We start from the raw sequence: 12574 nt of genomic DNA, 5'->3' as shown, positions 1-12574 counted from the left end.
TCAGCGGCGGCGCAGTGCCGGATCCGTGACGGCCGGGGCAGGTAGTAGCTGTCGACGCGGTTGAGGTCGGTGCCCGGGGGGACGATGGCGTCGATGCGGTCCAGGACGTCCGCGTCGAGGGTGACATCGGCGCCGTCCAGCAGGCTCTCCAGCTGGTCGAGGGTGCGCGGGCCGATGATGACCGAGGTCACCGCCGGGTGCGCGCGGACGAAGGCGGTGGCCAGGTGGGGGAGGGTGAGACCGGCGTCGGACGCGACCTCGGACAGCGCGCGGACCGCCTCGGCCTTGCGGGCGTTCTCCGGGACCGACAGGTCGAACTTCTGGGTCTCCAGGGCGGCCCGTGAACTGGCCGACAGATCGCGGCCGGAGAGCCAGCCGGCGCTGAGCGGGCCCCAGGTCAGCACGCCCATGCCGTGGCGCTGCGCGGTCGGCAGCACCGCGTTCTCCACCCCGCGCGCCAGCATCGAGTACGGCGGCTGCTCGGTGCGGAAGCGGACGTGGCCGCGGCGCTCGGCGGTCCACTGGGCCTCGACGATCTGCTCGGCGGGGAACGTCGAGGTGCCGATCGCCCGCACCTTGCCGGAGCGGACCAGGTCCGAGAGCGCGGACAGGGTCTCGTCGATGTCGGTCGTGGGGTCGGGGCGGTGCACCTGGTAGAGGTCGAGGTGGTCGGTGCCCAGCCGGCGCAGGCTGTCCTCCACCGCGCGCATGATCCAACGCCGGGAGTTGCCGCCGTGGTTGGCGTCCGGGCCCATCGGGTTGAAGAACTTGCTGGCCAGTACGACGTCGTCGCGGCGCCCCTGGAGCGCCTTGCCGACGATCTCCTCGGACCCGCCCGCCGCGTACACGTCCGCGGTGTCCACGAAGTTGATGCCGGCGTCCAGCGCGCGGTGCACGATCCGTACGCAGTCGTCCTGATCGGTGTTGCCCCAGGCGCCGAGCATCATCGCGCCGAGCGCGTACTCGCTGACCGAGATGCCGGTGCCGCCGAGGATCCTGCGCTGCATGAACTGCTCCTGCCGTGTGTTCGCGGGTGATCCCTGCCCGAGTGGGGCGTGCACCACCCTGGCGCCGTGGCGGAGGGCGGACCAGGCCCGTCGCAGCCTGGGTCCGGCGGAACCACCCATGCGACGCCGCGGCGCATACTGGACGGATGCTGCACGCGGAAATCGAGATCAGCTCGTTCCTCAAGGCGCGCCGCGCCGCGCTCGACCCGGCCGACCTGGGTCTGCCGAGCGGGATCGGCCGCCGCCGGGTGCGCGGGCTGCGGCGCGAGGAGGTCGCCCAGCTCGCCGGCATCAGCGTCGACTACTACACCCGCATCGAGCAGGGCCGGGCGCCCGCCATCTCCGACTCCGTCCTGGACGCCATCGCCCGGGCGCTGCGGCTGTCCGGCGGCGAGGTGACGTACCTGCGCAACATCGCCGTGCCCCGGCGCCGGAGCGAGGCGGACTGCGTGCCCGGGCCGGTTGCCGGGCAGACCGTACGGCCGGAGATCCGGCAGCTGCTGGACGCCATGGCGACCTCCGTCCCGGCCATGGTCATCGGCCGCGGCCTGGACATCCTGGCCTGGAACGCGCTCGGCGGCCGGATCGCCTTCGACCTGGACGCGCTCACCCCGGACCGGCGGAACACCGCACTGCTGGTCTTCCTCGACCCGGCGGCCCGCGCGCTGCACCCCGACTGGGAGGACAAGGCCGTCGAGGTGGTCGGCAATCTGCGCGCCGACAGCGGCCGGCACCCGGACGACCCGCGGATCTGCGAGGTCGTGAACGAACTGCTGGCGCGCAGCGCGGACTTCCGGCGGATCTGGGAGGCCCAGTCGGTGCGCGAGTGCCTGCGCGGCACCAAGCGCCTGAAGCACCCGGACGTCGGCGACCTGGAGATCACCTTCGAGAGCTTCCGGCTGCCCACCGACCCGGACCAGGCGCTGGTCACGTACACGGCCCCGCGCGGCTCGACGACCGAGCGGCGGCTGCGCGAGCTGGCGGCCCGGCCCGCCGCGGCCCGCGGGCCGGCGGCGACCTCGCTGGCGGTGTGACTCGGTCCGGGCGGGCGCGCGGGCGCTCGCGGGGACGAACGCACCGGACCGCGCCTAGCCGCGGGGTGCCAGCGCCTCCCAGCGCACCGTGACCTCGCCCTGGCGCCGCCGCCGCGGGTCACCGGCCAGCGGCCAGTCCGCCGCGAGGGACGCCACCGCGGCCCGCCACCGCTGCCGCGCCCCGAGCGCCCCCAGCGGGGCGGCGGCCGCCCAGGCCCGGTCGAAGTCGCGCAGGAAGGCGTGCACCGGCTCGCCCGGCACATTGCGGTGTATCAGCGCTTTGGGGAGGCGTTCGGCCAGGTCGGAGGGGTCTCCAGGGTGCCGAGCGGGCCGCGAAGGTGACCGTGCGGGGCCCTTCGGGGCCCAGCGCCACCCATACGTGCCGACGCCCTATCTCGTCGCAGGTGCCCTCGACCAGCAGCCCGCCGGGGGCCAGCCGCGCGCACAGCCGCCCCCAGACGGCGGCCACCTCGTCCTCGTCGTACTGCCGCAGCACGTTCGCGGCCCGTATCAGAGCCGGCGCCCGCCCCCGGTCGCCGGGCAGCGGCACCTCGAAGCCGCCGTGCAGGAAGTCCAGCCCCGGCTTCTCGTACGGGCGGGCGGCCGCCACCCGCGCCGGGTCGATCTCTATGCCGACGACCCGGGCGTCGGGGCGGACCGTGCGCAGCCGGCCCAGCAGCTCGACCGCGGTCCAGGGCGCGGCGCCGTAGCCGAGGTCGACCGCGACCGGGTCGGCCGAGCGGCGCAGCGCGGCGCCGTGTTCCGCGGCTATCCAGCGGTCCATCCGGCGCAGCCGGTTGGGGTTGGTGGTCCCGCGGGTCGCGCTGCCGACGGGCCGGGTCGGCGCGGGGTGAGCGGGGGCGGGGCGGCGGGGCATGGCTTCGAGAGTATGGGGGCCGGAGCCCTCCTTGTGCCACGGTCACGTGCGATCGGTCACGTGCACCGAACGGTCACACTTTGGCAAAGTGCGACGATGAGTCGCCGGACGGAAATGCATCGCCCGGATGAGTTGTTGCAGCAGGTCGGTGGCGTGCCGCCGCGCCCCGGCTAGGAGGTAGCTCGACGTGAGCCCCTATGTGTCCCGGCTCCGCAGCCGTCCCCATGGCCCGTTCCCGGCACCGTCGCGGCTTCGTCTGCCCGGCGGCGCGCGCCGTCCGCGCCGGGTGGCGATGCTCAGCGTCCACACCTCCCCGCTGCACCAGCCCGGCACCGGCGACGCCGGCGGCATGAACGTCTACATCGTCGAGCTCGCCAAGAAGCTCGCCTCGATCAACATCGAGGTGGAGATCTTCACCCGCGCCACCACGGGCACCCTCCCGCCCGCCGTCGACCTCGCCCCCGGCGTCCTCGTCCGGCACGTCGACGCCGGCCCCTACGAGGGCCTCGCCAAGGAAGAGCTCCCCGCCCAGCTGTGCCCTTCACCCACGGCGTGATGCGGCCTGGGCCGGCCACCGCCCCGGCTACTACGACCTGGTCCACTCCCACTACTGGCTCTCCGGCCACGTCGGCTGGCTCGCCGCCGAGCGCTGGGGCGTCCCGCTGGTGCACGCCATGCACACCATGGCCAAGGTCAAGAACGCCGCCCTGGCCGTCGGTGACACCCCCGAGCCGGCCGCCCGGGTCATCGGCGAGACCCAGGTCGTCCGGGGCCGCCGACCGCCTGATAGCCAACACCGCCGAGGAGGCCGACGAGCTGATCCGGCATTACGACGCCGACCCCGGCCAGGTCGCGGTCGTCCACCCCGGCGTCAACCTCGACCGCTTCCCCACCCACGGCGGCATCGCCGAGAGCCGGGCCGCGGCCCGCGCCCGCCTCGGCCTCCCCCAGGACGCGGTCATCCCGCTCTTCGCCGGGCGCATACAGCCCTCAAGGCCCCGACATCCTGCTGCGCGCGACCGCCGCCCTGCTGGCCGAGGACCCCTCGCTGCGCTCCCGGCTCGTCGTGCCGGTCGTCGGCGGTCCCAGCGGCAGCGGCCTGGCCAAACCCGGGGCCTGCAGAAGCTCGCCGCCCGGCTCGGCATCGCCGACCTCGTGCGGTTCCCCGCCGGTCGGCCAGGAACAGCTCGCCGACTGGTACCGCGCCGCCTCCGTCCTGGTCATGCCCTCGTACAGCGAGTCCTTCGGCCTGGTCGCCATCGAGGCCCAGGCCTGCGGCACCCCGTCATCGCCGCCGCGGTCGGCGGCCTGCCGGTGGCCGTCCGCGACGGCGTCAGCGGCTTTCCTCGTCACCGGCCACGACCCCGTCGACTACGCCCGCGCCCTGCGGCGCTTCCTGGAGGACCCGGACCTCGCCACCCGCATGGGCGCCGACGCCGCCGGCACGCCCAGTCCTTCGGCTGGACACCGCCGCCGCGGCCACCGGCGACGTCTACACCGCCGCGATGCAGGAGCGGCGGCGTCACCTACGATCGGCCCATGGCTGACGACCTGCCCCAGGCTGACGACGTACGCCCCGCGGACGCACGACGGGTGATCGAGAAGGCGCTGGACGACGCCGCCCTGGAATGGGAGTCCCCGTCCGACGGCACCTACGTCGTCAAGCTCCCCGGGACCCGCAAGCTGTCGACGACCTGCTCGTCATCGTCGGCCGGCACTCCCTCTCCATCAACGCCTTCGTCGTCCGCCGCCCGGACGAGAACCGAGGCCGTGCACCGCTGGCTCCTGGAGCGCAAAACCCGCCTCTACGGCGTGAGTTACGCGATCGACAAGCTCGGCGACATCTACCTCGCCGGCAAGCTGCCGCTGATCGCGGGTCACGCCGGACGAACTGGACCGCATCCTCGGCACCGTCCTCGAAAACGCCGACGGCAGCTTCAACACCCTCCTGGAAATGGGCTTCGCCACGGCCATCCGCAAGGAGTACGCGTGGCGGGTCTCGCGGGGGGAGTCGACGCGGAACTTGGGATGCCGTTCACGCATCTCACGCGCAGGGGCGAGTAGCCCACGTACCTGTCTGCGGCGCCTCCCACGTAGTTGGCCGTCCCGCCGCGGGTCGTCTCGCCGTTGCGCCTGGCGGCGGGCGTGGTGTTTTCGGGTGCGGTGCCGGCCCTCCAGACTTCGTCCTCCGGTCCAGCCCCTCCCGTGAGTGGGAGTTCTTAGCTGGTTGGGGGCGGGCCTATCCGTTGCCTGGGGCGCGTGGGCATACGCACCCCACCGTCGTTTTCTTCCCCCTCTTACGGAGGGGACGGGCCGGAGGGGCCGGTTGGTGTGGACGTAAAGCGTCAGCAGCCAACACACCGGCCCCGGAGGTCCGTCAACGCACCACCACAACCCAGCCCCGCAGGGCGCAACGGCGAGCGAACCCCGCGGCGGGACGGCCAAGTACGTGGGAGGCGCCGCAAAAGCGCAGCGCCCCGCGGCGGGACGGCCAGGTACGTGGGGCAAGCCGTTGCCGGAACGGCAACAATGCTTGTCGGTGCGCCCAGTCCGCCGCATCGTCGGCTATGGCACACCAACTGGAGGGACGGAAGCGATGAGCGGTGACAACACGGGCAGCACCACCACGGCCACCACCTCGGGCACGACGACGCGACTTCGACTGGGCCGCGATGGCCGATCTGCTGGAGCTGGAGGGCGAGGTCCACAGCCCCTACGTGCGCCAGGCGTTCGAGGAGCTGACGCAGCTGAGCCCGCGCCGTGTCCTGGACATCGGCAGCGGCCCCGGGTGGCCGCCTGCCGCTGGCGGCGCTGTTCCCGCAGGCCGAGGTCACCGCGGTGGACGGCACGCCGGAGCTGCGGTCCGGGCCCGGGAGCGGGCCGAGCGGCTCGGCGTGCCGCTGCGGACCAGGGTCGCCGAATTCCCGGCGGGCCTCGCCGACCTGGGCCCGGCGGACTGGTGTGGTCCGCGCAGGTCGTGCACCACGTCGGCGACCAGCAGGACGCCCTGAACCGGCTGGCCCGCTGCTCACCCCGGGCGGCGTGCTCGCCATCGTCGAGGGCGGACTGCCGCCCCGCTGGCTGCCGCGCGACCTCGGCTTCGGCCGTCCTGGCCTGCAGAACGCATCGACGGCGCGACCGCGGTCCGCTTGGCCCGGATGCGCGACGAACTGCCCGGCTCGGTGGCGGTGGTCGAGGACTGGCCGGGCATGCTGCGGGCCGCGGGGCTCACCCGGCGCACGGAGCCGGACCTTCCTCGTGGACCGCCCGGCCCCGCTGGAGGACGGCACCCGGCAGTTCGTACGGCGGTCCTGGAGCGCTGCCGGGAGACCCTCGCCGACCACCTGGACGCCGAGACCTCGCGACCCTGGACCGGCTCCTCGACCCGGCCGACCCGGCGGGCGTCGACCGGCGCCCGGACCTGTTCCTGCTGACGGCGAAGACGGTGCATTACGCGTCGTCGCCGGAGTGAGGGGGCGGGAAGGCGAGCTGCCCGCCGGTCCGCGCGGACCCGGCCGGGCAGGTCCGCGTGCTCACGGTACGAACCGGACCTCCGGGTAGTGCGCCGACGGCCGGTCCAGCAGCCCGCCGTCCTCCGTCCGCCGCAGCCACCGGTCGAAGAACGCCGAGACGTACGCCCGCTGCGCCGCGACCGCCCGGGCCGGCCGCACCGACCCGATCATCTTCGCCACCTCGGCCGGGGACAGCCCCACCCGCCGGGCGACCTGCGGGGATCAGCGTCTCCGCGTCCGTGTACGTGGCGTGGCGGCTGCCGCGCAGCGTCAGGTCCGAGCCAGGCGCCGTCCCGGCCCTTGCTGTGTTCCCAGACCGCGCCCCAGGAGGCCACCGTGTGGTGGGTGTCCCGTCCATCCCCATCAGCAGCAACGGCCGGTCGACGCCGTCCGGCCGACCGTCGACGGGTGCGACGGGTCGTCGTCCGCTGGGTGTAGCCCATCACTCCGTCGAGGTTCGCCGCGGCCCGGATCCGCCGGTCGTCGTGCATCGTCTGCGCCGCGGTGAACCCGCCGGCCGACTGCCCGAACATCCCACGCGCCCATGTCCAGCGCCCCGCGCAGCCCACGCGGCAACGGGGAGGCGTCCCCCCGCCGGCCCAACTCGTCCAGTACGAACCGGGTGTCGGCCACCCGCACCGCGCTGACCTTCCGCAACAGCTCGTCATCCGCCCCGGCTTCTGTGCCTTTGGCGATCTCCGCAAGCATCACGCTGCGGGCCACCCGTCCGCCCGGGAACTCCACGGCCGGTGCCTCGTAGGTGTGGTCGAGGGTGACCACCACGTATCCGCGTGACGCCAGTTCGTCGCAGAGCGTGCTGCCGAACCCGCGGGATCGCCCGCGCCGGGGGAGTAGAGCACCACCGGCAGCCGCCGCCCGGGCCGCCGCGCCGCCACCGGCGCCCCCGTGTGCGCGGCGGTCCGGGTGGCCTGCCAGGCGACCTTCCCCGGCGGTACCTGCTCCGAGAAGCTGTTCATCCCGGTCGAACGCGGCCGCCTCACGGCGTCATCTCGCGGCCCGCGGATACCGCCCGGCCGTTGCGCCTGCCGGATACCGCACGCTGACCATCAATTCCCGGTACCGGTGCCCCGGCGTCCCGCCACCCCACGGATCGCGCCGCTGACGGTCGATCAGATGGCAGGGCCGCCGTGCCGACCTGATAGCGGCCGGTGGGCGCGGGGAGGGTCATGGCCGCCGCCGCGCGGCTTTCCCCCGTACCGGCCGGCCGGCCCCCGCCGTCGTCGCGGAGGGCTTCTCCGGCGCAGTCCCGGCCGTCGCTATCGCCCCTCCCGCCACCAGCGCCCCACCCGCCACCAGCACCCCGACCGTCGCGCCCACCGCGTCACCCGTCGCTCCACACCCGTGCCCATGCCCCACTCCCCGCCCGTTCCGCCGGATCATCCGTACGCCCGGACCGCTCGCCGGCCCGCCCGTACACACCACCAGCGTCCCGAAACACCCCGCCCGGCTCGACCGTGCAGCCACGTCTCTTGGGGGTGGGGCTACCACGAACATCGGGTGGCCGGGCCGGGCGCCTCGGCTGCCGGCGCCGGGTCACGGCACCTCGTGGCGCACCAGAGCGCGGGCGAACGGCTCACCGGTGGCCTTGGCGTAGGCCATGCGCCGGCGCACCTCGGCGAGCGTGCGGGGCCGGTAACCGGGGCCGCCGCAACGGCTCTTGTGGAATCGGATGCCGGCGTTCAGCAGCACCGAGAGCACCCGCCAGCCCGCGGTGTCGCGGCGCTTCGGCGGCGCGAACGCGGAACCGACGTGGATCAACGGGCTCCGCGCAGCGCGGGCAGCGGCGTTCGTGGTCGCCTTCGTACGGCTGCTTGTAGGAGGCCCGGCAGGGGAGGCAGACGTACGAGGTCCTGGACCGGGGCGTGGAGGCGGCGTGTGACATGGCCGAGAGGCTGGCCACGAAGGGCGGGAAGGGCGACGGGTTTCCGGCGCCCCGCCCGCCGTCACGCGACCGGTTCCCCCGTCGCCGGAGCGGCCGCCGGTGCGGTGGCCGAGGAGGAGGCGGGAGTGGTGGTCGTGGCCCGCTGGGCCGGGAGGCGGCGCAGCAGGAGGCCGTAGCCGAGGGCCGCCACCGTGCCGACCGCCGCGCAACCGGCCCAGAGGGCGTTCGCGCCGTAGTGGTCGATGACCGTGCCGCCGATCAGAGGGGCGGACAGGGAGGCGATGGACCAGGAGAGCGCGTACATGCCCTGGTAGCGGCCGCGGCCGTGTACGGGGGAGAGGCGTACCACCAGGCCCATCTGGGTGGGGGAGTTGATGATCTCGCCGAGCGTCCAGACGACGACCGCGAGGGCGTACATGGCGACCGAGCCGGCCAGCGCGGTCAGCCCGAAGCCGTAGCCGGCGAGCAGTGCCGAGCCGATGAGGAGCGTCGCGGGGCTGCGGTGCTCGATGAAGCGGGTCACCGGGATCTGCAGGAGGACGATCAGGATGCCGTTGACCGCGATGACGGCGCCGAAGTCCGCGCTGGAGAAGCCGTCCTGCCCCATCGAGACCGGCATGGAGACGTAGGCCTGCTGGAAGAGCAGGGCCAGCAGGAGGTTGAGGCCGACCACGGTCATGAAGCGGCCGTCGCGCAGCACGGTCAGCATGGAGACCGGGGCGGCGGACGCGCCCTCGGCGGCGGGGTCCTGCGGGCCGGCCGGGGCGCCGGCGGTGGGCCGGGATTCGGGGAGCTTCCAGAAGACCACCAGCGCGCAGGTCAGCACCAGCGTCGATTCGCCGAGGAAGAGGGCCAGATAGCCGTGCTGCGCGATGAGGCCGGCCGCGGTGGAGGAGATCGCGAAACCGAGGTTGATCGCCCAGTAGTTGAGGGAGAAGGCGCGCACCCGGTCCTCGGGGGCGACGATGTCGGCCATCATCGCCTGGACGGCGGGGCGGGAGGCGTTGGTCGCCATCCCGACGACGCCGGCCACCACCGCGATGGCCACCGGGTCCTCCATGAAGCCGAGCACCGCCACGGACACCGACGTCGACAGCTGCGCGATCAGCATCGTGGGCCGCCGCCCGAGCCGGTCGGTCAGTACCCCGGCGCCCACGGAGGAGATCACCCCGCCGAGCCCGTAGAGCGCGCCGACCAGGCCCGCGTACGAGGCGGAGTAGCCGCGCTCGACGGTGAGGTAGAGGGCCAGGAACGTGGCGACGAACGCGCCCAGTCGGTTGATCAGGGTGCTGGTCCAGAGCCACCAGAACTGCCGGGGCAGCCCGGAGACGCTGTCGACGGCGGCTCGCCGGAGGGCGGACAACCGGCCGGGCGGGACTCGTGGGATGGAGTGGGCGTGGGCATGACAGTGAATTCCCCGGGCGGTGTGCGGTGCGGTGCCGTGCGATGTGTCGCGTGGTGGGTGAGTGGCGGTCGACGACCGGCTCACTGTCGGATGTGTAAGTGGCGCTGGCCGTAAGCGCAACCTACATACCGCCCCGCCCCGGCCACCAGTCATTTGACGAAAAGCGTCAAACGTCACGCGGACGCCCAGGTCCTGGACCTGGGCAAGGCCGTATCCGGATTTCGATTACGCTCGACGGCATGGCCGACGCACCGTACAAGCTGATCCTGCTCCGCCACGGCGAGAGTGAGTGGAACGCGAAGAACCTGTTCACCGGCTGGGTGGACGTCAACCTCAACGAGAAGGGCGAGAAGGAGGCGGTCCGCGGCGGAGAGCTGCTGAAGGACGCCGGCCTGCTCCCCGACGTCGTGCACACCTCCCTCCAGAAGCGCGCCATCCGCACCGCGCAGCTGGCCCTGGAGGCCGCCGACCGCCACTGGATCCCCGTGCACCGCTCGTGGCGCCTGAACGAGCGCCACTACGGCGCGCTGCAGGGCAAGGACAAGGCGCAGACCCTGGCCGAGTTCGGCGAGGAGCAGTTCATGCTCTGGCGCCGCTCGTACGACACCCCGCCGCCGGCGCTCGCCAACGACGCGGAGTTCTCGCAGTTCGACGACCCCCGCTACGCCACGCTCCCGCCGGAGCTGCGCCCGCAGACCGAGTGCCTCAAGGACGTCGTCGTCCGCATGCTGCCGTACTGGTTCGACGGCATCGTCCCGGACCTGCTCACGGGCAAGACGGTCCTGGTCGCCGCCCACGGCAACAGCCTGCGCGCCCTGGTCAAGCACCTCGACGGCATCTCCGACGAGGACATCGCCGGCCTGAACATCCCCACCGGCATCCCGCTCTCCTACGAGCTGGACGCCGACTTCCGCCCGGTCACCCCGGCGGCACCTACCTCGACCCGGAGGCCGCCAAGGCCGCCATCGAGGCCGTGAAGAACCAGGGCAAGAAGAAGTAACGATGGCGATCGCGCCCCTCACCTGCATGTTTGGTGCAGGCGAGGGGCCGTCGCCGTTCTGGGCCGGCTGTGGGCCGTCTGCGGGCCGTCAGTACAGGGCCTGTTACACGATCCCGTAGACCAGGGACCCGTGGGAGCCCGAAACGGCCTTACCCTTCCTGCCGTTGAATGCCTGCAGCGTGAACCGCTGTCCGTTGTGGAGCTTCGGCTTGTACGTCTGGCACTGACCGCTGCCCTTGGCCATGTCGTAGCCGAAGAAGTTGCCGTCGTCCTCGATCGTCACCATGACGGTGAGGCCGTCAGCGGCGTTGTCGCACACCTTGAGCGTGTTGGTGGAGCTGTTGAACACGGCGCTCCCCTTGTTCATGTAGTGGGGTGTGCGGTGTACGAGGCCGCGTGTGCGGGCGCGGTCGCGAGCACGGTGGCTGCCGCGGCGAAGGCGACGGCCCCCAGCGTCCGGGCGTAACGCATGTTTCCTCTTTCTCCAGGTGAGTCGTACAAGACTCCAGGTGAGCCGTACAAGATCGCGACGCTACCAGCAAGATCAACTTCATGGAGCGGGAAGACGGGCTGCGGCTCACGTCAGCTCACCATCGCCGTTTTCGGCTGCTGTCGGGGCCGACTACGCGCTGCGACCTCGCGGTCCCGGTGGCCCTCAGACGCGCTCCCCCGGTACGTGCCGGGGGACGGAGACCAGGCCGTAGATGACCAGCAGGGACATGACCATGACGAAGATCGACCAGTAGGGGAACGCCGACAGGAAGATGAGCTGGCCCACCAGGCAGGCGGAGGCCAGCACGATGCCGGTGATCCGCGCGGCCCGCGCCCCGAGGAAGACGCCCAGGCTCGTCAGGATCTGGGCCGCGCCGATGATGATCCACACCCAGCCCCAGAAGGCGAAGTTGAAGATCAGCAGGCGGTTGCCGTGGTTGGCGGTCGTGGCGTAATAGCCGTGGTCGAGCAGCGCGACGAAGCCGTTGATCAGGTCGAACAGGCCGCTCAGCATCAGCAGGATGCCGGCGAACGCGACCCAGTGGGACCGTTCGGCGGGCGGTACGGAACGGCTTTCCGGTGTGGGCTGACTCGACTCCATGTGTCCCATCGAGCCGGGCGGGGGTCGGCGGCGCAACCGGCGGGGAGCCGTTGGGGCGAGGCGCCGGGCGACGTCCCGGGGGACGTCCGAGGCGCGCGGAGGCAGCATGGGAGGGAGGGAAGGGGCGGCCGGGGAAGGGGCCGGCGGTATTCCTCCGCGACGGGAAGGATGAGAGCGATGCCCAAGTTCATGGACATCCATCGCAACATGAAGGGCCTCACGGCCGACCAGCTCAGAGAGGCGCACCAGGCGGACCTCGACATCCAGGGCGAGGAGGGCGTGACGTTCGAGCACGCCTGGGCCGACACCGACTCCGGTGAGGTGTTCTGCCTGTCGGAGGCGCCCTCGGCGGAGGCCGTCCAGCGCATCCACGAGCGCGCCGGACACAAGGCGGACGAGGTCCACCAGCTGACGCTCAGCGTGTGACCAGCACGACGGGCCCCGGCCGGTATCGCTGCCGGCCGGGGCCCGGGTGCGCCGTGCTGTCGTGACGCGGGGCTGTCGTGACGGGCCGCTAGCAGCCGCCGCCGCACTGGCAGGAGCCGCCCGACTGGCAGCCGCAGCTGCAGCCGGGGCCGCAGCTGCACCCGGCGAGCAGCGGGAGCTGCGGGCGGTCGCCGGCCGTCGGGGTGTGCGGGGACGCGGGGTTCGGAGAGTCCGCCATGAGTGCCATGCATTGCCTCCTAGGGGTCACCTGAAGCCATTGCATGCCCGCGCGCCGAGGCGCGTCAACGGCGCGCGGA

Annotated in this window: 9 protein-coding genes and 6 pseudogenes; 7 read left to right on the top strand and 8 right to left on the bottom strand. The window is 72.8% G+C overall.

The annotated features are described in order from the left end of the window. A pseudogene (locus OJ254_RS06225) lies at positions 1-1007 on the bottom strand (aldo/keto reductase). Between the two features lie 146 nt (positions 1008-1153). On the opposite strand from OJ254_RS06225, the gene OJ254_RS06220 reads away from it, so the two are divergent. Beyond that, entirely contained in the window at positions 1154-2041 is an 888-nt protein-coding gene (locus OJ254_RS06220) for a helix-turn-helix transcriptional regulator (RefSeq protein ID WP_265361564.1), read from the top strand. Positions 2042-2095: 54 nt separating this feature from the next. Here the strand turns inward: OJ254_RS06220 and OJ254_RS06215 are convergent. Continuing rightward, positions 2096-2918 (bottom strand): annotated as a pseudogene (locus OJ254_RS06215) (class I SAM-dependent methyltransferase). A 187-nt stretch (positions 2919-3105) separates the two neighbouring features. Here OJ254_RS06215 and OJ254_RS06210 point away from each other — a divergent pair. The 4 genes and pseudogenes from OJ254_RS06210 to OJ254_RS31445 all read left to right on the top strand — a co-directional run. Further along, positions 3106-3474 carry a D-inositol-3-phosphate glycosyltransferase gene (locus OJ254_RS06210; RefSeq protein ID WP_265361563.1) on the top strand — a complete coding sequence of 123 codons (369 nt, stop codon included), beginning with the start codon at positions 3106-3108 and terminating at the stop codon, positions 3472-3474. 270 nt (positions 3475-3744) lie between these two features. Next, positions 3745-4515 carry a glycosyltransferase gene (locus OJ254_RS06200; RefSeq protein WP_341483771.1) on the top strand — a complete coding sequence of 257 codons (771 nt, stop codon included), beginning with the start codon at positions 3745-3747 and terminating at the stop codon, positions 4513-4515. Next, a pseudogene (locus OJ254_RS06195) lies at positions 4458-4977 on the top strand (type III secretion system chaperone family protein); the annotation flags it as partial. The gene OJ254_RS06200 and the pseudogene OJ254_RS06195, both read left to right, overlap by 58 nt. Positions 4978-5528: 551 nt before the next feature. Then, positions 5529-6390 (top strand): annotated as a pseudogene (locus tag OJ254_RS31445) (class I SAM-dependent methyltransferase); the annotation flags it as partial. Positions 6391-6451: 61 nt separating this feature from the next. Here OJ254_RS31445 and OJ254_RS06180 read toward each other — a convergent pair. The 3 genes and pseudogenes from OJ254_RS06180 to OJ254_RS06170 all read right to left on the bottom strand — a co-directional run bounded on the left by OJ254_RS06180 (position 6452) and on the right by OJ254_RS06170 (position 9696). Further along, entirely contained in the window at positions 6452-6631 is a 180-nt protein-coding gene (locus OJ254_RS06180; RefSeq protein WP_265361560.1) for a hypothetical protein, read from the bottom strand. Between the two features lie 1353 nt (positions 6632-7984). Further along, positions 7985-8333 (bottom strand): annotated as a pseudogene (locus OJ254_RS06175) (deoxyxylulose-5-phosphate synthase). Positions 8334-8394: 61 nt separating this feature from the next. After that, entirely contained in the window at positions 8395-9696 is a 1302-nt protein-coding gene (locus OJ254_RS06170; protein WP_265361559.1) for an MDR family MFS transporter, read from the bottom strand. A 281-nt stretch (positions 9697-9977) separates the two neighbouring features. On the opposite strand from OJ254_RS06170, the pseudogene OJ254_RS06165 reads away from it, so the two are divergent. Continuing rightward, positions 9978-10738, top strand: a pseudogene (locus OJ254_RS06165) (phosphoglyceromutase). 103 nt (positions 10739-10841) lie between these two features. On the opposite strand, the gene OJ254_RS06160 reads toward OJ254_RS06165, so the two are convergent. Next, entirely contained in the window at positions 10842-11105 is a 264-nt protein-coding gene (locus tag OJ254_RS06160; RefSeq protein WP_265361558.1) for a hypothetical protein, read from the bottom strand. A gap of 288 nt (positions 11106-11393) precedes the next feature. After that, entirely contained in the window at positions 11394-11831 is a 438-nt protein-coding gene (locus OJ254_RS06155; RefSeq protein WP_265361557.1) for a DUF7144 family membrane protein, read from the bottom strand. Positions 11832-12008: 177 nt separating this feature from the next. Here OJ254_RS06155 and OJ254_RS06150 point away from each other — a divergent pair, with 177 nt between their 5' ends. After that, positions 12009-12257 carry an SCO4226 family nickel-binding protein gene (locus OJ254_RS06150; RefSeq protein ID WP_265361556.1) on the top strand — a complete coding sequence of 83 codons (249 nt, stop codon included), beginning with the start codon at positions 12009-12011 and terminating at the stop codon, positions 12255-12257. Between the two features lie 88 nt (positions 12258-12345). Here the strand turns inward: OJ254_RS06150 and OJ254_RS06145 are convergent, their stop codons facing one another. Then, entirely contained in the window at positions 12346-12504 is a 159-nt protein-coding gene (locus OJ254_RS06145; protein WP_265365391.1) for a hypothetical protein, read from the bottom strand. Positions 12505-12574: the final 70 nt, after the last annotated feature.

This window comes from Streptomyces endophytica (assembly GCF_026153355.1).
Classification (GTDB): Bacteria; Actinomycetota; Actinomycetes; order Streptomycetales; family Streptomycetaceae; genus Streptomyces; species Streptomyces endophytica.
Note: the sequence above shows the minus strand (reverse complement) of the source record. Positions and strands in the feature narration are given on the sequence as shown.

What these genes read in the sequence shown, in the direction of transcription:
- OJ254_RS06160 (WP_265361558.1), bottom strand. Translation starts at nt 11,105, where the DNA reads ATGAACAAGGGGAGCGCCGTGTTCAACAGCTCCACCAACACGCTCAAG.
- OJ254_RS06220 (WP_265361564.1), top strand. Translation starts at nt 1,154, where the DNA reads ATGCTGCACGCGGAAATCGAGATCAGCTCGTTCCTCAAGGCGCGCCGC.
- OJ254_RS06155 (WP_265361557.1), bottom strand. Translation starts at nt 11,831, where the DNA reads ATGGAGTCGAGTCAGCCCACACCGGAAAGCCGTTCCGTACCGCCCGCC.
- OJ254_RS06145 (WP_265365391.1), bottom strand. Translation starts at nt 12,504, where the DNA reads ATGGCACTCATGGCGGACTCTCCGAACCCCGCGTCCCCGCACACCCCG.
- OJ254_RS06150 (WP_265361556.1), top strand. Translation starts at nt 12,009, where the DNA reads ATGCCCAAGTTCATGGACATCCATCGCAACATGAAGGGCCTCACGGCC.